The sequence below is a fragment of the Phytomonospora sp. NPDC050363 genome (assembly GCF_040655735.1).
GTDB lineage: Bacteria > Actinomycetota > Actinomycetes > Mycobacteriales > Micromonosporaceae > Phytomonospora.
Genome location: NZ_JBFAKK010000003.1, coordinates 466,294 through 486,220 on the forward strand (window position 1 = coordinate 466,294; position 19,927 = coordinate 486,220).

The 19,927-nt window shown below is 65.8% G+C and carries 13 protein-coding genes and 2 pseudogenes; 11 read left to right on the forward strand and 4 right to left on the reverse strand.

Going from position 1 to position 19,927, the window contains the following annotated elements; translation table 11 throughout:
- Positions 1–30: 30 nt before the first annotated feature.
- A complete protein-coding gene (locus tag AB0I28_RS10235; RefSeq protein WP_357491641.1) occupies positions 31–462 on the forward strand; it encodes a nuclear transport factor 2 family protein in 432 nt (143 codons plus the stop codon).
- Positions 463–802: 340 nt separating this feature from the next.
- On the opposite strand, the gene AB0I28_RS10240 is transcribed toward AB0I28_RS10235, so the two are convergent.
- Both AB0I28_RS10240 and AB0I28_RS10245 read right to left on the reverse strand, forming a co-directional pair.
- Positions 803–1,018, reverse strand: a complete 216-nt coding sequence (locus AB0I28_RS10240) for a hypothetical protein (RefSeq protein ID WP_357491643.1) — start codon at positions 1,016–1,018, stop codon at positions 803–805.
- Positions 1,019–1,100: 82 nt separating this feature from the next.
- Positions 1,101–1,658: a hemerythrin domain-containing protein gene (locus tag AB0I28_RS10245; protein WP_357491645.1), complete on the reverse strand. Its 558-nt coding sequence runs from the start codon at positions 1,656–1,658 to the stop codon at positions 1,101–1,103.
- Between the two features lie 209 nt (positions 1,659–1,867).
- Here AB0I28_RS10245 and AB0I28_RS10250 point away from each other — a divergent pair, with 209 nt between their 5' ends.
- The 3 genes and pseudogenes from AB0I28_RS10250 (at position 1,868) to AB0I28_RS10260 (ending at position 3,714) form a co-directional block, all read left to right on the forward strand.
- The gene (locus AB0I28_RS10250) at positions 1,868–2,233 is read left to right on the forward strand and encodes a low affinity iron permease family protein (RefSeq protein ID WP_357491647.1); all 366 of its coding nucleotides are present in this window, start codon (positions 1,868–1,870) and stop codon (positions 2,231–2,233) included.
- 291 nt (positions 2,234–2,524) lie between these two features.
- A complete protein-coding gene (locus AB0I28_RS10255) occupies positions 2,525–2,770 on the forward strand; it encodes a DUF2283 domain-containing protein (protein WP_357491649.1) in 246 nt (81 codons plus the stop codon).
- An 85-nt stretch (positions 2,771–2,855) separates the two neighbouring features.
- Positions 2,856–3,714 (forward strand): annotated as a pseudogene (locus AB0I28_RS10260) (IS5 family transposase).
- Positions 3,715–3,741: 27 nt separating this feature from the next.
- Here AB0I28_RS10260 and cas6e read toward each other — a convergent pair.
- A complete protein-coding gene (gene cas6e, locus AB0I28_RS10265; protein ID WP_357491651.1) occupies positions 3,742–4,371 on the reverse strand; it encodes a type I-E CRISPR-associated protein Cas6/Cse3/CasE in 630 nt (209 codons plus the stop codon).
- A gap of 227 nt (positions 4,372–4,598) precedes the next feature.
- Here cas6e and AB0I28_RS10270 point away from each other — a divergent pair, with 227 nt between their 5' ends.
- Positions 4,599–5,543: a WD40 repeat domain-containing protein gene (locus AB0I28_RS10270; protein WP_357491653.1), complete on the forward strand. Its 945-nt coding sequence runs from the start codon at positions 4,599–4,601 to the stop codon at positions 5,541–5,543.
- On the opposite strand, the gene AB0I28_RS10275 is transcribed toward AB0I28_RS10270, so the two are convergent.
- Positions 5,540–6,400 (reverse strand): aminoglycoside phosphotransferase family protein, encoded by an 861-nt coding sequence (locus AB0I28_RS10275; protein WP_357491655.1) that lies wholly within the window; start codon positions 6,398–6,400, stop codon positions 5,540–5,542. The two genes, AB0I28_RS10270 and AB0I28_RS10275, sit on opposite strands and share 4 nt — an antisense overlap.
- A gap of 128 nt (positions 6,401–6,528) precedes the next feature.
- On the opposite strand from AB0I28_RS10275, the gene AB0I28_RS10280 reads away from it, so the two are divergent.
- From AB0I28_RS10280 to AB0I28_RS10305, 6 genes and pseudogenes are all read left to right on the forward strand, one after another.
- On the forward strand, positions 6,529–7,311 hold the full coding sequence (locus AB0I28_RS10280; protein WP_357491657.1) for a D-Ala-D-Ala carboxypeptidase family metallohydrolase: 783 nt from the start codon (positions 6,529–6,531) through the stop codon (positions 7,309–7,311).
- Between the two features lie 199 nt (positions 7,312–7,510).
- Positions 7,511–7,609, forward strand: a pseudogene (locus AB0I28_RS10285) (endonuclease); the annotation flags it as partial.
- A gap of 402 nt (positions 7,610–8,011) precedes the next feature.
- On the forward strand, positions 8,012–12,121 hold the full coding sequence (locus AB0I28_RS10290) for a LamG-like jellyroll fold domain-containing protein (protein WP_357491659.1): 4,110 nt from the start codon (positions 8,012–8,014) through the stop codon (positions 12,119–12,121).
- Between the two features lie 98 nt (positions 12,122–12,219).
- Complete coding sequence (locus tag AB0I28_RS10295; protein WP_357491660.1) at positions 12,220–18,897, forward strand: polymorphic toxin type 30 domain-containing protein; 6,678 nt, start codon at positions 12,220–12,222, stop codon at positions 18,895–18,897.
- A gap of 462 nt (positions 18,898–19,359) precedes the next feature.
- Positions 19,360–19,653: a helix-turn-helix domain-containing protein gene (locus AB0I28_RS10300; RefSeq protein WP_357491982.1), complete on the forward strand. Its 294-nt coding sequence runs from the start codon at positions 19,360–19,362 to the stop codon at positions 19,651–19,653.
- Between the two features lie 18 nt (positions 19,654–19,671).
- Positions 19,672–19,872, forward strand: a complete 201-nt coding sequence (locus tag AB0I28_RS10305) for a hypothetical protein (protein ID WP_357491662.1) — start codon at positions 19,672–19,674, stop codon at positions 19,870–19,872.
- Positions 19,873–19,927: the final 55 nt, after the last annotated feature.

Sequence of the window (19,927 nt, forward strand, 5' to 3'; positions counted from 1 at the left end):
ACGCGGTCCGGACAGAGAGGACGGGCGACCATGTCCACACAGGACGAAGCCGCGATCCGCCGGCGTGTCGACGGGATCATCGAAGGGCTCCGTGCCAAGGACCTCGAACAGCTGCGAGGCCTGTATGCGGCCGACGTCGTCTCCTTCGACATCGACCCGCCGCTCCAGCACGTCGGAGTCGAGGCGAAACTGCGCAACTGGGCGAGGGTCTTCCAGTTCTTCGAGAAGGTGGACTACGAGGTCCGCGACCTCGAACTCACCGTCGGAGGTGACGTGGCCTTCGGGCACTGCTTCGGGCGGCTGAGCGGCACGCTGGCGAGCGGGGCCGCGACCAGCGGCATGTGGGTCCGCGCGACCTTCTGCTTCCGCAGGACCGACGGCGACTGGCTCATCGCGCACGACCAGGTCTCCGTGCCGCTCGACATCGCCAGCGGCAAGGGCGTTGTCGACCTCGAACCCTGAGACCCGCCGGGCGATGCAGCGCTTCGTTGACATGAAGACACAGAAGGGACGGCCGGCGGGGGTGGTTCGTCGCCGGGACGGTAGGCGAGTCCGAGCAGGGCGCGGAGAACTCCGCGCGGGCCCGCGCGTCGGCGCTGTCGAGCAGCGGCTGCGCGAGCACCGGAGGGTCCATCGTCACCTCAGCGGCGCCGGTGCGTTCCCACGTACGTGCGCTGCTCGAACAGGGTGGTCCAGAGACGATCGATGAAGCCGGTCATGACGGTCCTCCAAGGTCGGTTCGGACTAATGCCCGCTCAGGGGCGTGATCAAACCTCGATGGGCGTCTCGCCCGCCGAGTCGATCACGCCGCCGGACGGCTCACCGTGAGGTCGCGGTCGAGCGGCCGCAGCTCCGTTCCGGTCTCGATCAGGAGCGTGCGGGTGAGGCCCGCGGAGAGGCCGCGCTGCTCGGCCAGCTCGCGGACGGTGGCGCCGGCGCGGTAATGGCCGGCCAGGACCATGCCGAGTCTCACGCGATCGAAGTCCGTCACGTTCTCGTATCCCCCGTAATTGATCATGCCCAGTAAACGATCAAGGAACTGGAGAGTGACGCCGTGGCCGAAGTCCCGGCCCGTCGAGGGCCGGGACTCCGGTGGGCGTTCAGCGGTTCTGCCTCTCGACGGCCTGCCGCAGCTCGTCCTTGTTCATGTCGGAGCGGCCCGCGACGCCGGCCTTGCGGGCCTGGTTGTACAGGTCGTCCTTGGTGACGTTCTGGTCGAAGTAAGGCGTCCCGGCCAGCTCGCTGAGGCGGCGCTCCTCGAATGCGGCGCCCAGTTCGTCGAGCTTGGCGGCCGGCGTCTCCTCCCGCAGCGCGGGCAGGATCTCGGTCTCCTCTTCCTCGACGTGGTGGGTCACGGCGTGGATGAACTCCTTGCACGCGTCGGCGAAGGCGGGCGTGCCGATCGCGGCCTCGGCGGCGGCGAGCTTCTCCTCGGCCTCGCGGTGCTCGTCGACCCCGTGGTGGACCTGCTCGGCCTCGCCGGGGTCCTCCTTGACGAGGGCGGGGTAGACGTGCTCCTCCTCGGCGACGCTGTGCGCCAGGAGTCGCGCCTTGATCTCGGCGAGGACCTCGCGCGGGTCGCCGTCAACGACGCGCAGGGCGGCGAACAGCCGCTCCATCACCCGGTGGTCGTTCATGATGGCGGTAACGGCATCCATTGCTCACTCCGTTCGGTTCGTGTGGGACGACTGGGTACCCGGGCGGCGTGAGGCGAAACGCCATGACCAGGAAACTCTCACCCGGACGGGTGACTCCGGGTTTGTGGGGCGGTGCGCCCGGGTAGTCGAACGAATGTGCGTCCGGCAGCCCCCGCCGGCGGAGCACGGTCCAGGGAGGCCCTCAAGATGGCTAAGGCCCGGCGAAGCGCGTGACCACTTCATCGCCCGAAGCGAACCCGCCGTTTCCGACACTCCACGCCCAGCCCTTGGCGGACGGCGGGAAGGAAGAACCCGCCCGGCGGTCGTCCCCCAAGGCCTCCCGCGCGGGCAAGCCGAAGGTGAAGGTGACCGTCAAGAACGCCGGTCCCCTCAGGACCGTTGGCGCGTTCGTCGGGCTCGCCGCGTGGCTCACCGCGGCCGTGGTCGCCGGTTTCAGCCGGGCGTGGCCGACCGTGCTGCTGTCCGCGGCCGGGATGATCACCCTGGTCATGGTCGTGCTCAACCAGCGCGCCACCGTCCGGGAGCAGCGCAGGATCGCCGCCCAGGTCGAGCGCCTACTGCGCGACGAGGGGTGACGGGCGACCGCATGGGACAGCGCCCAACGGAACCGCCGGGCGCTGTCGGGTGGCGACACCCGCTGAGAGGCCCCGCGTCTTGAGCCGGATCCCGACACGCCGTATCGGGATCCGGGCCGCCGAGATCTGAGTTCCCCTCGCCCGACTCGCCCAAACATGCCCGTCATGTCCACGGCTTCGACGGGCGCGGTGACGAGGGGACAGGGCCTGCTCAGCGGGGGCCGGGCACCGCGCGTGTCGCGATGAGATCATGTGGAGATTCCCCGCATTCCCTGAAGGAGCACGCCGGCCGTGGCGAACCTCAGAGTCACCTACGACGAGACCGCCGATGCCGCGTATGTGCACCTCACCGATCCAGGAGTCCACGTCAAGGCGGCACGCATGTACGCCTGTGATCCGGCCGAGGTCGGCGGGATGATCAACCTCGACTTCGGCGAGGACGGACGCCTCATCGGCATCGAGATACTGGCGGCCGGCTCGAAACTGCCCGGCCACGTGCTCGAATCAGCCGAGCGCTTGGACGCTGAAGGCTCATGACCTGCCCCTAGGCGGCCCCGCTGGCCGTCACCGTCGCCGAAGGCGTGTCCTGTAGATCATGTGGGTTGTTCACAGTGGTGTTGTGGTGCGTCGTGGTGAGTTGACTGATGCTGCGTGGTTGGGGACGCGAGCCGTTGTTGCCGTCTCTGGTGGTGCGTGGGGGCAGGTGGCGTGATCATCGCTTGGTGATCAACGGGATTTTGTGGAAGTTGCGGACGGGTGCGCCGTGGCGTGATCTGCCGGAGCGTTTCGGTCCGTGGAAGACCTGTCATGAGCGGCTTCGCCGTTGGACCGCGGATGGAACCTGGGACAAGATCCTCGCGAGCGTGATCGTCCACGACGACGGGCAACCGGTCGAGTGGGTGATCAGTGTCGACTCGAGCGTGGTGCGGGCGCATCAGCATGCCGCTGGTGCCCGCAAAAGGGGGATCTGAGGGGGCGTCGCCGGCCGCGCTAGCGGGTGAGGCGATCGGTCGTTCTCGGGGCGGGTTGTCCACGAAGATCCACCTTGCGGCCGATGGACGCGGTCGGCCTCTATCGATCCTGTTGACACCAGGTCAGGTCGGTGACAATCCGATGTTGTTCCCGTTGCTGGAGGCGATCGCGGTCCCGACCGGAAACCTGGGTGGCCGCGCCGCCGCCCGGATCTGCTCCTGGCCGACAAGGGCTACGCCCACGACTCGACCCGGCGCCGACTGCGCCGGCGCGGGATCAAGCATGTGATTCCCGAACGCGCCGACACCATCAACCGCCGCGCCGCGAAGGGTTCACGCGGCGGGCGGCCACCGGTCTTCGACAAGGCCGCCTACAAGCAGCGCAACGTCGTCGAACGCTGCTTCAACCGGTTGAAGCAATGGCGTGACCTGGCCACTCGCTACGCCAAACGCGCATCGATCTACCAAGCCAGCCTGATCATCGCCGCCATCATGATCTGGCTCCCATGATCACCAGGATACGGCCGAAGGCGTCAATCAGTCCGTAACCACGGTGATGCTCAGCAAGCCGCACCCGTACGCCTTCGCGCGCCCGATTCCTTCCTCCACGGCGGTGCGCAGCAGGTCGGGGTCGGTGACGGTGCCGAGGCCGTCGAAGCGCGTGATGACGTGCTTGATCGGCCGCCGCTGGTCCCCGCTGCGGGCGCTTTCCTGCCGGGTCGCGGTGAGCGTGTCGACGTCGAGGCCGCTGGCGGCGGCGCGTTGCCGCCACCACTCCTCGGCGTCGCTCCCCGACAGCGTCAGGAGCTTGCCGGCCTTCTCACCGGGCCTGCCCGCGGGACGCTTGGTCGCGTTGGCCGCGATGCGGTACTCCACGCGCGCCCCGCTGGTCAGGGCGTCGAGCAGCGGCCGCAGGTCGGTGGTCTCGCACGTGCCGTACCCCTCGGGAAGCCGCCCGAGCCGGGGCTCGTCGCGGGTCTGGGCCAGCAGCCGAACCGCGGGCGGGTCGGCCTCGATCCGGTAGAGGATCCCGGCCTCGTGGCGGGCCTGGTCGCCGAGGCCGTCCTCGACAAGGGTCATCACCCGGCGGTGCATCTTCACGGTGTCGTCGAGATCGTCGCGGACGTCCCGTCGGCTCAGGTCGGGCGTGATGCGGGTCAGCCACATGTCACCGGGCTCCGTTCGGGTAGGACTTCAGGCGGGACAGGTGTGCTCCCGGTGGGGTAGCTGCGGGCCGTCGAAGGACGGACGGTTCGGTGACGAAGTCTAGGTGCGGGCGCTCAGGCGCCGGTGGGAGGCACGCGGCGGGTGTGTCGCGGCCGACCCCGATGAGTCCTCCGGGACCGGCACCGTCGGTGGCGGCCATCCCCGCGGCATCGTCCATTATGGACGCCATGTCCACCCTGGAACTCCTCCGCTCGACCACGCCCGTCCTCCGCGTCCACGACTCCGGCCTCATCGGTCCCGACGCCTCCCCCTATTCCAGCTGCCAGGCCGGCGGAGTTTCGCGGGACGAGCCCTATGCGCTCATCGCCGACGACGCCGAACTGGTCGGCGTGAACCTGGAGACCGGAGAACTCCACCGGCACAAGCTGCGCGGCGAATCGACGCCCAAGTCGATCGTCGGCCTGACCGGCCGCCGCTTCGTGGTGGTCAGCATCCTCGACGCCCACATGTACGACCTTGCCGACGGGAAGCTCAGGCTGCTGCGCGAGTGGGACGAGTTCAATTCGGGCGGCTCGGTCCTCCAGGTCGCCGCCACCCCCGACGCCTCCCGGATCGCCATCGCCGCCGGAGACCGCGTCTGGGAGGGAAGCGTCAAACGCAAGAAGCTCACCTCGGTGATCCGCAGGCACAAGGAACTGTCCCGGTACGCCGTGGCACTGTCGGACGACGGGCAGACCCTGGTCTGCGGCGGCCCCGGCGGCGCCACCGTCCACACCGGGCGTCCGCCCGGCCCCACCACCGAAGTCCGCTTCCCCGACAGTACGGACATCCCCCTGCTGGCCACAGGTCTGTCGCCCGACGGCGAACTGCTGGCCGTCGGCGACGACATCACCCGCACGGCCCTGTGCGACCTGTCCACAGGCGACCTCCGCCCGCTGGACACCTCCGGCAAAGCCATCGCGATCGACTGGCTCCCCGACGGCTCCGGCTTCGCCGTGGTCACCCTGACCCGCGAGATCTACGTCTTCGACCGCGAGGGCCAACCCGTCGCCGTCGCCGGCCACCCCGACTCCGGCACCCGCTACTTCTATGCGGGCGGCTGGCTCCCCGACGGCACCGGCCTGTGGGCCGCGACCGAACACGGCCTCATCGTGACCTGGAACTTCGCCTAGCCGGTCCGCTTCAGCGCCCTGTCAGGAGCTCGTTGAAGCGGCCACTCGCCAGGGCGGTGTCCAGCGACGGTTGATCCTCGCGCCACGCCTGACAGCTTTGGTGCACCGTTCAGACCGCCGCCCACCGTTGCGCGCCCACCGTCCAGTCCCATCAGTTCGGCGATCGTGGAGGCGCGCTGGAGAATCGCGGCCGCGGGCGGGTGGTACGCCGCGAAGAACCCGACGTCGGAGTGTGGATCGCCGATCCGCGGCGATGGGTCGACCGCCAGGTAGCCGTCCCGGGCGCGGAGGATGTTCTTGTCGACGAAGTCTCCGTGGAGCAACACAGGCCGGTCGGTGGTGGCGCACAGCGCCATCGCTGTCGCCTTGGCGGCGCCGAGCCGGATGAGCCCGGCGTTTCCCCGCTCGGGCTCACCCCTGGCCCGCCGTTCGAGCCGGATGTCGTCGAGTGCCCGTGCCTCAAGCGTGGGATAGACCTCTGCGAGGGTGGCGAACGGGAACGCCCCGGGCGCGGCCCGATGCAGACTCGCCAGCAGGCCGGCCGCCACTTCGGAGGCCTCCTCGTCGTTGCCCACCGGCAGCGGCGTCCCTGGTCGTACCCGCTCCAGCAGCAACGCTCCGACAGCGAAGTCGGTATCGATGAGACGCACCGCGGACCCCGTGTCCACCCAAGCGGCCAGCGCCGCCGCTTCCGCATGCGCCTGCTCAGGCGGATTCACCAGTTTGACGACGACCTCATCCCCGCCGACTCTCGCGGCGGCGAAGACGTCCGCGCTGCATCCCCCGTCCAAGCCATGAGCGCCTTCGAGGTTCCAGCGAAGCTCACACGCCCGGAGCCTCCGTGCGACGTCGTCCACGGCGACATCGTCGCAGTCGAGTACCGCGCGAGGAGCGCGGGATCGCGATGCGGCGCGATTCCTGCCGGTGACCTGCCGGTGGATCGCCTTGAGCGGACCTCGCGTCACTGCTGTAATTCCTGCATGTGATGGCGCTGGTCATCGATCACTTACCACCACCGATCTACTCAGTCCGGAGGAGAACCATGCCCAATTTATCCCGGCGAGCGATGCTCGCCGCTGCCGTGGCCATTCCCACTACCGCCGCCACCGTGGCCCTCACCGGTGGAACCGCGCACGCCGAGTACAGCTGGGGTCGCACCCTGGAGAAGGGAATGCGGGGCGACGACGTCGCGCAATTACAGGTCCGGGTCGCCGGCTGGCCGGGTTACGACAATGTCCTGGCCATCGACGGTGACTTCGGCCCCGCCACCGAGGCCGCTGTCTCACGCTTTCAGGGAGCCTATGGACTCAGTCGAACCGGAATCGCCGGCTCGAGGACTTTCGAGAAGATCTATGCGATCCAGAGTGCCGACAACACCCCGATTCACTTCACCTACGCCGAGCTGAACAAGTGCAACAGCACCTACGGCGGAGGCAAGGTGAGCGCGGAAGCCGCGAAGATCAACGCCAGGCGTGTCATGTGGAGGCTGGAGGCGTTGCGCCACGCCTTGGGTGACGAGCCGATCACGGTCTCCAGTGGATTCCGGAGCGAAGCGTGCAATGACGCCGTCGACGGCGCCCCCGACAGTCAGCACATGTACGGCCGGGCCGCCGATCTGACCGGCAGCCACTCGCTGTGCACACTGGCCAAACAGGCCCGCAACCACGGCTTCAACGTGATCCTCGGACCCGGCTACTCCGGACACGGCGACCACGTCCACGTCGACATCGGCTCGTACCACCAATGGTCGGCGCCCAACTGCTTCTGATCTCCGACCACCGCGACGGCCGCGCTCATCGAGGGGCGCGGCCTCCTGAGGGCGGAGTACGTCGGGTGGCGCTCGGCCCTCGAAGGCGGTGCTCCGCGCCCTGCCCGAGCTGCGGGTGTCTCGCACTCTCCCAAGCGGTCATATCGCGCGCCGGGGTGCAGCGATCTGCGCCGCTTGCTGGCTTTGTACCCTCATCACCATGCGTCTTGTCGTGGCCCGCTGCTCCGTCGACTACGTCGGCCGTCTCACCGCACACCTGCCACTCGCGCCGCGGCTGCTGATGCTCAAGGCCGACGGGTAGGTTTCGGGCCAAACGTCCGATTCGCTCGGTGAGGAATCTTGGGATCGAAGGGTCTTTGAACCTTCACCACACACGGCCCTTAAGAGCCTCGAGTCTTGACCTGCGCATGCTCGTCCAGGCTTGCCTTCCACTGCGGCCAGCCAACGAGTCCGTCGTCAGGTCAATGAAGGGTCCGTCGCGGCGAGCGACGGGCCGTTTCGAACTGAGAGCGCTTCTCTGCCCGGAGCCGTCGATCAGCCGACTTGCCTGCGGTTACAAGCCACTATGGACAGTGCGGTTGTCTTCCGCTGCCTTGGGGTCTTGTCAACGTCGCTCTTCGTTGCTAAGTTTCGGTCCGCCCTAACTCTCTGCCCTTGCCCATGCTCTGCCCTTGCCCACGCCCTAGACCACGGAGCCCACGTGATCTTTCGTGCCCGCATGCCCATGCGCGCTGCCCTTTTGCCTGCCCTTGCCGTCGTAGCAGCCATCGCTGTGGTGGTGGGACCGGTCGAGCAGGCGAGTGCCGCTGATCCGGCCTGCCCCGAGCCCGTACTGACTGCTGAGTTCCCATCGGCGAAGTCGGAGCGTGGGGCGCAAGCCCTTGCCGCAGTCTGCGGCTTCTCCGTCGAGGTCTTGGACCTGGCGACTGAGTCGACCAAAGTGATGGCGGAGCCGGATGGTTCGTTCAGCATGTCATCGACGGGCGACGTGAGTCGTGCAGAGAAGGACGACGCGTGGCGGCCGATCGACACGACGTTGGTGCAGGGCTCGGACGGCAAATTTCGGCCTGCGGTCTCCACCGCTGATGTCGAGTTCTCGGCTGGAGGCGCGGCTACGTTCGCGGTGATGCGCGGCTCGGGTGCAGACTTCTCGCTCAGCTGGCCGACCGCACTGCCGCAGGGTGTGGCCTCGGGTGATTCGGTGACGTATCCCGAGGTGTTGCCCGGTGTCGACTTGGTGGCCCGTGCGACGGCGACCGGGTTTTCACACGTGCTCGTGGTGAAGACTCCCGACGCTGCGGCCAACCCGGCCGTGAGGGAGGTCGATTACCGCATCGGCGGGTCAGCGACGTTGCGTGAGTTCGGTAACGGGCTGGTGATCGATGGTCCGGAGGGTGTCCTCGCGTCTGCACCGAGCGCGCATGTGTGGGACTCGAACCTTGGGGATTCTGCGCCGCAGACGCGTGGACTGGCGACCGAGGAGCCGGGCACATCCGCCCTGGAGAGCGAGTCGTCGCCCTCAGGCCCGGGGGACGCGGCGACGGTCGCGCCTGCGGACGTTGTGCTCTCGGAGGAATCGTTGACGATCGTCCCGGAACCCGGTGTCCTGGACAGCGGCGTTTTCCCGGTCTACATCGATCCGACGTACGAGAAGTCCCCGATGAAGTGGATCCCGGTTAACGACAACCAACCGAACACGTCGTGGACGTCGGGTTCGGCGTTCCCGCGTGAAACCGCTCGGATCGGATCGGACTGGGATTCGCCGGGAAGCATCTGGCGAGCGCACTTCCAGTTCGATGTGACCTCGCTCAAAGGAAAGCGCATCACAGGTACACCTGTGGTCGATGTCTATGCCACCCACTCCGGTTGGTGTGGGGGCCAGAACGTGGAGATCTGGCAAACCTCCAGCATCGACAACAGCACGACCACTTGGAACGGGATGAAGGAGTCTTGGCTGCACGGCGATCCGCTTCAGACCAAGGCATTCAAAGCCAACGACGCCTGTACCGATCCGCAAGAGTCGAACCACTCGGTGTTGTATACCGCGTCGGGCATCAAGACGCATGTCCAGCGGCACGCCGACTCCAACTACAGCTGGATCACGTTCGGCTTCCGTGTACCCAGCGAGTCGGACAAACAGTGGGCGAAGTTGAAGCCCTCGGACGTCACCTTGAAGGCCACGTACGAGAACCGGCCGTCGAACCCGGTGGCCATCGAGTCGGTCCCGGGCGGCAAGTGCCAGATGGGGATCACCGGCCCACCATCGGGCACGACCGCCGGGCCGGCGTCGACCTCGCCGGGCCCATGGATCAACAACCGCACACCGACCCTGGTCGGCAAGGGCACTGACCCGGACAACCTCAAGGTCGAGTTCGATCTGGACGGGCCGACGTCGCCTGCAGTCAAGGTGATCTCCGCGACGTCGAACACGGCCGTGAACTGGAAGACGCCTGTCCTGACCGACGGGTCGTACAGCTGGCGTGCTCGGGCGTCCGACAACGCACAGAGCACCAGTTGGACGAAACCCTGTTACTTCAAGCTCGACTCGGTGCGGCCGACCCAGCCGACGGTGCAACGGACCTCAGGACCACCGGTAGGGGGAGAACCGGTGTCGTTGACCCTTGGATCCACCGACGCCGCCTCGGGTGTGGCGAGCTTCGCGTATGGAGTGAACGAGGAGGTCGCGCGCACGAGCGTGGCCGCGGTGAGTTCTGCGGTGTCGATCACGTTCACGCCGCAGACCGGCTGGTCGGTGGTCTACATCTGGGCCGTCGACAAGGCCGGCAACTACTCGGCACGGGTGACCTACGACTTCATGCTCGGTGAGATCATCGCCGCGGAACCAGCCGGTGCGTGGCGGTTCAGCGGTGACCTGCTCGATGATTCGGGCAATCGCAATGACCTCGTCGCGGATGCGACAGGGACGACGTGGACGGCAGACCGCGCAGGCCATGGCAGTGCCGCGATCGGTCTCGACGGGACCGGATGTGCGCGATCGAGCGCGATCGTCCGCACTGACGCCGCCTATTCGGTGGCGGGCTGGGCCCGGGTAGCCAACAAGAACAGCTACCACACGCTCGTCAGCCAGTCCGGCGTCGAACGTGGGGCGTTCAGTCTTCACCACACCGACACCGCGAACGCCGACCGCTGGCGATTCAGCCTCGCGCAGACTGACAACGGGACCACCGAGTTCGAGTCGCTCACTTCGTCGGTTGCGGTCGGAGTCGGGGAGTGGCACCACATCGCCGCCACTGTTGACCCGGTGGCCAAGTCGATGAAGATGTACCTCGACGGCGTCGTCGTGGCCGAGAAGACCTTCACCTTCAGCTTGTGGAACGCGGGAAACGACTTCCTCATCGGCTGTGTCGGTGGAGCTTCCACGGTCTGGAACCAGATGGCCGGCGCCGTTGATCACGTCGGAGTGTGGCAGGGCACGTTGACGCAGGACGAGATTCGGCGCGCGATGTCCGAACTACCCGCAGCAGCTGTCGCCGATTGGCAGCTCGAAAAGTCCGGAGTGGACTCTTCTGGCCGCGGGAACGACTTGGCCATCCCCGAGACCGCGGCATGGACGCACGACCAGTTCTCGCGCACCGATTCCGCAGTGGTGTTCGATGGTTCGGCCTGCCTGGCCCCATCCTCGGCTGTGCTGCGAACCGATGAGTCGTTCACCGTTTCGCTGTGGGCCAAGGTCGATGCCAGCGCCCCGACAGGTGCCGCGACGGTCGTGTCGCAGAGCGGCGGAATCCAATCGGCGTTCGCGGTTCAGCGAGGCGCCGACGGGAACTGGCGGCTCACCAGTACGTCCGCCGACACCAGCGGCGCCACATCGGTCAGCCTCGCCTCCCTGACCCCCGCGAAGACAGGTGAGTGGCAGCATGTACTGGCCACCTTCGATGCCAGCGCACGCGAACTCGCGTTGTGGGTCGACGGTGCCCTGCAGGCAACGGCGGCGGCGCCGAGTACGAGCTGGAACGCTGCTGCACCGGTGCAACTCGGATGTCAGCGTCTCAGCGGTGGCTCGACCACGATGCCCTTCACCGGTGCGATGTCGGACGTAGAGATCTGGCGCGGAAAGTTGTCGACGGCGCAGATCGCTGACGTCCACGGAGGCGTGGCCGCCGTACGCGACGAGGCGATCTGGATGCTCAACGGCGGCACGTTCGACCCGTCGGGACCGGACGGGTTGGCCGATAGTTCGGGAAATGGGCGCAATCTGACGGTGACGGGTTCCTACACCTGGACCGACGACCGCTTCGGCTACCCAGAGTTCGCACTTGCCCTGGATTTGTCGGCCAACGCGTGCGCAAACTCGACGGGCCCGGTCGTGCGGACGGACTCGTCATTCACCATCGCCACCTGGGTGAATCTCGATGGCGTGACGGGAGACCACACAGCCGTCGCCCAGGTCGGCGCCAGTGGATCGGCCTTTACCCTCGGGCTGCACGACGGGGCGTGGAGCTTTGGGGTTTCCGCTGGTGACTCGGCGACGGCCACATGGTCGCACGCAACGGCACCGACCAGCGCACCTGAGACCGCTCCCGCAGCCCAGACCTGGACGCACCTCGCCGGTGCGTTCAATGCGGCAACTCGCACGATCACGATCTATGTCAACGGCGATGCCGTCGGCTCCGCGGAAGCACCCACGACGTCATGGAACGCGTCTGGTCCCACCCATGTCGGGTGCTCCGGTCTAGACGGTTCCGGAGCCCCGATCAGCCCACTCGGTGGCGCTGTCGATGAGGTTCGTGTGTGGACCTCGCTGGTCGACCCCAACCGCATCAGCGAACTCGGCAACCAACGCCCATGAATGCCCGCCCACGACGTGAAGGAACGACGCTGATGCCCCGCCGTTCTCGCCCCGCCCGCCTCCGTTCGTGGCTGAGCCGACCCGTCGGGTACCTGACGGTGGCCGCCCTCGTTGCGTCCACCTTGGCCGCCATCCAAGTTGTGGTCCTCAACGACCCCGAAGGTGACCTGCCCGGCTACGAGGCACACGAATATCCCGATGCGGTGATCGACGTGCCTGCGCTGCCCAACGATGGTGGCGTCTGGCAGCCGGGAAGCGACGCGTGGCCCGCACCCGGTCGGGTCACCCTCGCCGTTGGTGCGGCTGGGATGGCCGGTGACCTGCCAGTGTCGATCACGGGCACCGGTGCGGGCTCGGTGGCGGTCGAGCTCCTCGGGAAGGACGTGTCGCAGACGCTCGGTGCCAGTGGACCGGCCGTGCTCGTTGAACCCGAGACTGCCGGTGACTTCGGCGCGAGCCTCACCTACGACGCGTTTCGTAACCTCTATGGCGGAGACTGGCAGCGGCGTCTCTCCCTAACCCGCTTCCCGGCTTGCGCGGCGAGCACCCCGTCGGTCGATACCTGTCGCATCGGCGAGCGTGTCGAGTCCGACAACGACCTCCGAGCCGGCGCCATTTCGGCCGGCGCCGCCGAGCCGATGGTCCTGGCGATCACCGCTGAGGAGTCATCGGAGACCGGCGACTACAAGGCCACCGACCTGCAAGCCTCAGGTTCCTGGACGGCCGGCGACGGGTCGGGAGGTTTCTCCTACAGCATCCCGGTCAAGCTGCCTCCCGCCGAAGGGCCGGTGCCCGAGCTCGCGTTGTCGTACTCGTCGCAGAGCGTCGACGGTCGCATGGCTGGGGCGAACAACCAGGCATCCTGGGCCGGTGACGGCTGGGACATCCCGCTGAACTTCATCGAGCGCAGCTACGTCTCCTGCGCCGACGACAAGAAGGCCGTCGACGGCAAGGACCCGAACAACAAGGACAAGGACAGCGGCGACCAGTGCTGGAGCGGTGAGTCGGAGAACATCACCGTCTCCCTTAACGGCAGCAACGGATCCCTCATCCAAGACGACGACGGCACGGGCTGGCACCTTCAGGCCGACGCGAACTGGAAAGTCCAGCTGCTCGGTTCACCTGCCACCACGGACGCCTCAACCACCGAGCGCTGGGTGGTGACCACCCCGGACGGGACGAGGTTCTTCTTTGCCTCCGACGTCGCCGACGCGTCGTCCCGCTGGACGGTTCCGGTCTTCGGTAACCACCCTGGGGAAGACTGCCACGTAACGGAGTTCAAGGACTCCTCCTGCAAGCAGGCCTACCGTTGGCTTCTGGACAAGGCCATCGACATCAATGGCAACACCGTCACCTTCGACTACGCCACCGAGACCGGCTACTACGGTGCCGCGGCGGACAAGGACACCCGCGTCTCCTACATCCGTGGCGGGCGGCTGCAAAGCATCTCCTATGGGTTGCACTCTTCGGAGCCGGACACGAAGGCCACCGCGAAGGTCGTCTTCGACACAGCCGACCGCTGCCTCGTCGACGACTGCTGGACCGACGGCAAGGCGGTCACGAAGAACTGGCCGGACGTGCCATGGGATTCCTACTGCTGGGAGGAACCGTGCACCGAGGAGCTGTCACCGGTCTTCTTCAACAGCAAGCGGCTGACGAAGATTCGCACCCAGATCTTCAACGGTACGAGCTACGACGACGTCGAGTCCTGGGCGTTCACACACGAGTTCAAGGCCGCTACACGGGAGTCCTCGGCCTCGCTCTGGCTCAAGCAGCTTCAGCACACCGGCTACATCGGGACCGACGTCATCGAGCCGCCGATCGTGTTCACCGGCATCGAGTTGGCCAACAATGCCAACACGGCTCCTGGTGCCCCGTTGTTCTCTCGGTGGCGAATCGACACGATTCGCACCGAGGCCGGCGCTGACATCCACGTTTCGTACTCCGCGATGGACTGCGGGTATGGCAACCTGCCCGCCAAGGTCGAGGACAACAGCAAGCGCTGCTACCCCGTCTACTGGACTCCCGAGGGAGCTCCCGACCCGGTCCGCGACTGGTTCCACAAGTACGTGGTCACCGAGGTCACCGAGATCGACCACACCGGAGGACAACCGACCGTCAGCACCAAGTACGACTACTCCACGGTGGATGGCGGGGACAAGAACACCGGAACCCTGTGGGGATACGACACGTCAGAGTTCACCAAGAAGAAGCACCGCACCTACGGGATCTGGCGTGGTTACGCTCTGGCGACCACGACCGTCGGCGACGCGACCTATGCCCCGCCGCTGACAACGCAGAAGCGGTTCTACCGAGGCTTCGACGGCGAAAAGCTCCCCGACAGTACGCGTCGCGACGTGTGGGTCACCGACTCTGAAGGCGTCAAGCACGAGGACCACGAGGCTCTCTCCGGGATGATGCTTGAGGAATCGGTCCTCAATGGAGCGGTCATCGAGCAGTCCACGGTCACCGACTACTGGACGCACGAGACGGCCTCGCGCACCCATGCTGGTGGCACCGACCGTGCGTACTTCGCCGGTCCTGAAGTCGCGAAATCCCGATCGTGGCTGGCCACCGACTCGGTGACCGGTACGAAGACCTGGGCACGAACCGAGTCGGCGACCACCTATGACAACGCCACCGGTCTACCTGTCACCGTGTCTGAGCTGGGAGATGTCTCCAAGGCCGGTGACGAGACATGCTCGACGACGACCTATGTCTCCAATGACACGAAGTGGTTGCGAGGTCTGACCGCGAGAGTCGAGACCGTCGGGAAGAAGTGCAAGGATCCGGTTACTCGGCCTGCCGATCTCATCAGTGATGAACTGACCTTCTACGACGGCGCAACCAGCTACACCGCGACCCCCTCAAAGGGCATGGCGACCCGCACCGACACCCTCGACAAGTGGGAGAACGGCGCCGCCGTCTACGCGACCGGCGAGCAGAAGACCTACGACAAGCTCGGACGCGTCCTCACCACGACCGACGCCTACGGATCGACCACGACAACCGCGTACACGCCTGTCGGAGCAGGGCCGGTCACCGAAACCCTTGTCACCAACGTCTTGGGACATGTCACCCGCACCTTGCAGAACCCGGCCTGGGCCGAACCCACCGCGATCATCGACGCCAACAGCAAGCGCACCGATCTCGAACAGGACGCACTCGGCCGACTCACCAAAGTCTGGCTGCCAGGCCGCGCCAAGGCGACGCAGACACCGAACCTGGAGTTCTCGTACCTGATCCGCAACGACGGGCCGCTGGCGGTGACGTCGAAACGGCTCGGCCCGAATGGGAAGTACATCACCGAGATCGGCCTGTTCGACAGCCTGTACCGCAGTGTCCAAACCCAGGAGGACACCATCGCAGGTGAACGCCTGGTCACCACCACGGCCTACGATGATCGCGGCCAGGCCATCGTGGAGTCGGGCCCCAACCACGCCACCGGCGTACCCAGCACCGAGCCCGTGCTGATCACACCGGGCGCCGACCGGACGCGCCTGGAGAAGACCTACGACGCCCTCGGACGGATCGGCACTGAGACCACATACGACGGCAACGAGGTCCTCTTCACCGGCGGCACCGTCTACGGCGGCAACACAACCGGATGGCAGGTCCTGACCAGCCCGCCCCAGGGCGGCACGATCCAAGCCACCGTCAGCGACGTTCACGACAACGTCACCGAGATCCGTCAGTACACCGACCAGACGCTCACCGACCACGTCTCCACCAGCTACGAATACGACGTCGCCGGTAACCTCACCACGGTCACCGACGCCATGGGTCGAGAGTGGCTCTACGAGTACGACCTGCGCGGCCGCTCCACGAAGGTCGACGACCCCGACAAGGGCGTCGCCACGACGCGGTACAACAACGCCGGCGATGTCACCTGGTCCAAAGACGCCAACGACAACATCGTCGAAACCGTCTATGACGAGTTGGGTCGCCAGAAAGAGCGATACTTCGCCAAGGACGTCAACGGTGTCGAGACCGGCCGCACCCTGGTCGCCAAGACGATGTACGACACCGTCGCCAAAGGCCACCTCGCCGAATCGAGCACCTACCTCAACGGTGACCCCGCCAAGGCGTTCACTCACAAGGTCACCCGCTACAGCGACGCCTACGACGTCCTCGACGAGACCTCGATCATCCCGTCGGTACCAGGGCTGGAAGCACTGTCCGGCTCGTACCGGGTCATGCGTTCGTTCTCCGTCGACGGTTCACTGAAGTCCACCTTCTACGGTGCTCTCGGAGGCCTGAAAGCAGAAAACGTCGTCGTTGGCTACGACGACCTCGGTAACGGACTTACCGTCACCGGCAACGACTCCGACGGCGTGAAGAGCCGCAAATACGTCAGCACCGCCGCCTACACCCCCTATGGTGAGCTCCAATCGCGCACCCTTGGACCGGCGACAGGCAATCGGGTCTGGGAAGGCCGCCAGTACGAGGCGGCCACCCGCCGCCTGGCCAAGTTCGAGATCGCGCGCACCGGTACGGTCACCAACATCGCCTCGGTGCGCTACACCTACGACCAGGCCGGCAACGTCCGATCTGTCGCGAACGCCCCCACCGACAACGACGGCGCGGTTCGACCTGGCACCAGCGACGTCCAATGCTTCGACTACGACTTCCTGCGCCGCCTGAACCAAGCCTGGGCACAAGGTGAGGGCACTTGCGGCGATCCCAGCCTCACAGCGCTGGGCGGACCCGCCAAGTACTGGAAGACCTACGCCCACGACGACTCCGGGTCCCGCGCACAGACCGTCGACAAACATCTCAACCGCACCACTGACTACGAGTACGACAACTTCGACCCGGCCAACCCGAACGCCGCGCACCAGTCCCACGCCGTTACACGGGTCGTGACCGGCTCGGCTGTCGACCATTACGACTGGGATGACACCGGCAACCTCTCCTACCGCATGGTCGCCGACCGCGCGGAGAACCTCACCTGGACCCCGCACGGCAAACTCGCCTCGATCATCTCCGACGAGGGCACCACGAAAATGGTGTACGACGCCGACGGGAACCGGATCGCACGCATCGACGCCAATGGCGACGCCTCCCTGTTCGTGGCCGGGCAGGAGGTGACCTTCACCAAAGCCACGAGCAAACTCACCGGAACCAGGTACTACGAGCACAACGGCGACATCGTCGCCTCCCGCACCATGAGCACCGGCGCCACGATCGACGACACCATCTGGCAAGGCGCCGACCACAACGGCACCGCCTCCTGGCAGATCAACGGCACCACCATGGTCGAGTCGATCCGCTACACCGACCCCTACGGCGCTATCCGCGGCACCACCGGTGGCACATGGGGCGGTGGCCAACGCGGCTTCGTCGGCGGCATCGACGACCCAGGCGGGTTTACGCTGCTGGGCGCTCGGTTCTACGACGAGAATCTAGGCGCGTTCATCTCGGTCGATCCCAAGACCGACCAGTACGACCCGCAGCGCATGCACCCCTACGCATACGCGAACAACAACCCCGTCACCTTCAGCGACCCGGAGGGTCTGTTCTGGGGCGCGATCGCCAAAGCAGCCTCCTCGGTCGGCAACGCCGTCGCCAGCGCCGCCCAGACTGTCGTGGACAACGCCGGCACTATCGCCGCGGTTGCCGGGGTCGTCGCGACCGTAGCGACCTTCCTGCCCCCACCCGCCCAGATCGTCGCTGCCGCAGCAGGAGCCGTCGCGGCTGTTGCCGGCGCGATCGACACCGCAAAATCCTGCATCGGCGGTGATGCCGCGGGCTGTGCCATGGGCGTCGCGAGCATGATCCCCGGCGTCCGGACCGTCGTTGATGCTTACGACACGGTCACCGGCGCGGTTGACGCAGTCTCGGCCTGCACCGGCGGCGACGTCATGAGTTGTGGAACCGGCGTCCTCGGGATGCTCCCCGGAGGCAAAGGAAAGAACGGCCCCGGAAGCGGCAAAGATCCCGACAAGCCCGGGGGCTGCAACAGCTTCGTACCCGGTACCGAAGTCCTCATGGCTGACGGCACCCGGAAGCCCATCGAGGAGGTTGAGCCTGATGACCAAGTCTTGGCCACCGAGCCGGAAACCGGCAGAACCGGTGCACGCCCCGTCACGGCACTGATCACAGGCGAGGGAACCAAGGAACTTGTCGAAATCAGCGTTGACACGAACGGTGATGGAGAATCTGATGCAGCAGTCATAGCCACTGGCGGGCACCCAATCTGGGCTGAGAACGTTCGCTCCTGGGTTACGGCTGATCACCTTCAGTTTGGTGATCAAATCCAGACGTCGACCGGTGTCCCTGGTTTTGTCACCCAAACCCTCTCCTACAAAACCGAAGCGGCCGTATACAATCTCTCTGTCGCGGACATCCATACGTATTATGTGGACTTTAAGGGGACTGGTGTCCTTGTTCATAATACTAATGAAAACGAGGACTGTGGGTATGATCTAAATGGGAAAGATCCGATGAGTATTGTCCCGGATGATGCATCTATGCGTCCCCTTACTCCAGATCCAAATGGTGGCGCACAATACGGAGTCGAGTATAAGTGGACGAACGAAAAGGGGACATCAAGGTTGCGCATCCATGGCCCAGACGGTAAGGCTCCAGAAGGGTCAAACGCAAGGACGAATATCACCTACCGGGTTCAAATTGGTTCGCGCTACCAGGATATCAACGGAAGGCTATATCACCGGCAAGTGCACAACAATAAGAGTCCGAACTACAATCCGAAGGCGGCCAATGCGACGCATATCACCTGGATGCGTAAGTATAAGTTGCCACTGATGTTTTAGGGGGAGATCTTGGCTGGAATTAGTCACGGAGCGCTGGTCGATCTTATCAGTGGCCTGTTCTCATCCGATGAGGACCAGCGCTGGCATTCAGCAGGAACTGTCCGTGACTGGGAATCCTCGTATAGTCCGAATCAGCGTCGTTTGCTGGTGCGAATGCTGTCGCGCCTCGCGGCGACAGAACCGTCCGAACGCGTTAGGGAGCAGCAGCTTGACGCTCTCTGTGAGTTGTTTGATCCATATGTAATGGATCATGCCGATGTTTCGGCAGTGCTCCAAGTCAATCTGGCGAAACTTGATCGGTCCTCGCGCGTCTGGATCGAGGCTCTGATGGAGGATCTTTCAGGGAAATAGTGTCTCGTGATTCTGTTGCAGTGTCTTGAAATAGTATGGGTCGTTGTGTTCATTGTGGAGCTTTCGGACGGGCAGCGTGTAGAGCTGTCGGGGTTGATTAATTCGCCGGTGGTGTCGGCGAAGGTCGCGACGCGTGCCCGGGTCGTGTTGTGGCCGGGCCAGGGACGGACGCGGGTTGATGTCGCGGGCTTGGCGGGGGTGTCGTTGCCGACGGTGGATCGCTGGAAGGCGCGTTTCGTCTGCGAGGGCGCCGCGGGGTTGATCGGGCGTAAACCCGGTGCGGGGAGGGTGCAGTCACGGCGGCGGGTCGGTCGCGGATCGTGGCGATCACCCGGGCCTCGCGCCGGTCTTGACGGGGTTGACGCACTGGTCGAGCCGGGTCCTTGCCGATTGGTTGCGCCGTGAGGAGGGCATCGACGTGTCGTGGCACTACATCACCCGCGTTGGCGCGCCGAAGGACTGAAACCGCACCGCACCGGCACTTTCAAGATTTCGGCCGATCCCGCGTTCGCCGTTAAGGTCGGGTCTGCCGCCACCACGGCGCTTGATGCGCCCGATGCGCAACCGGATCAACTCCCGGTCATGTGCGGGATGGTCGGGATGCTCGGCCTGGAGGCGCCGTGACTCTGAAATTGAACCCGTGTGGGGCGGTCAGCTTCCGGCGCCAAACCGGACAAGC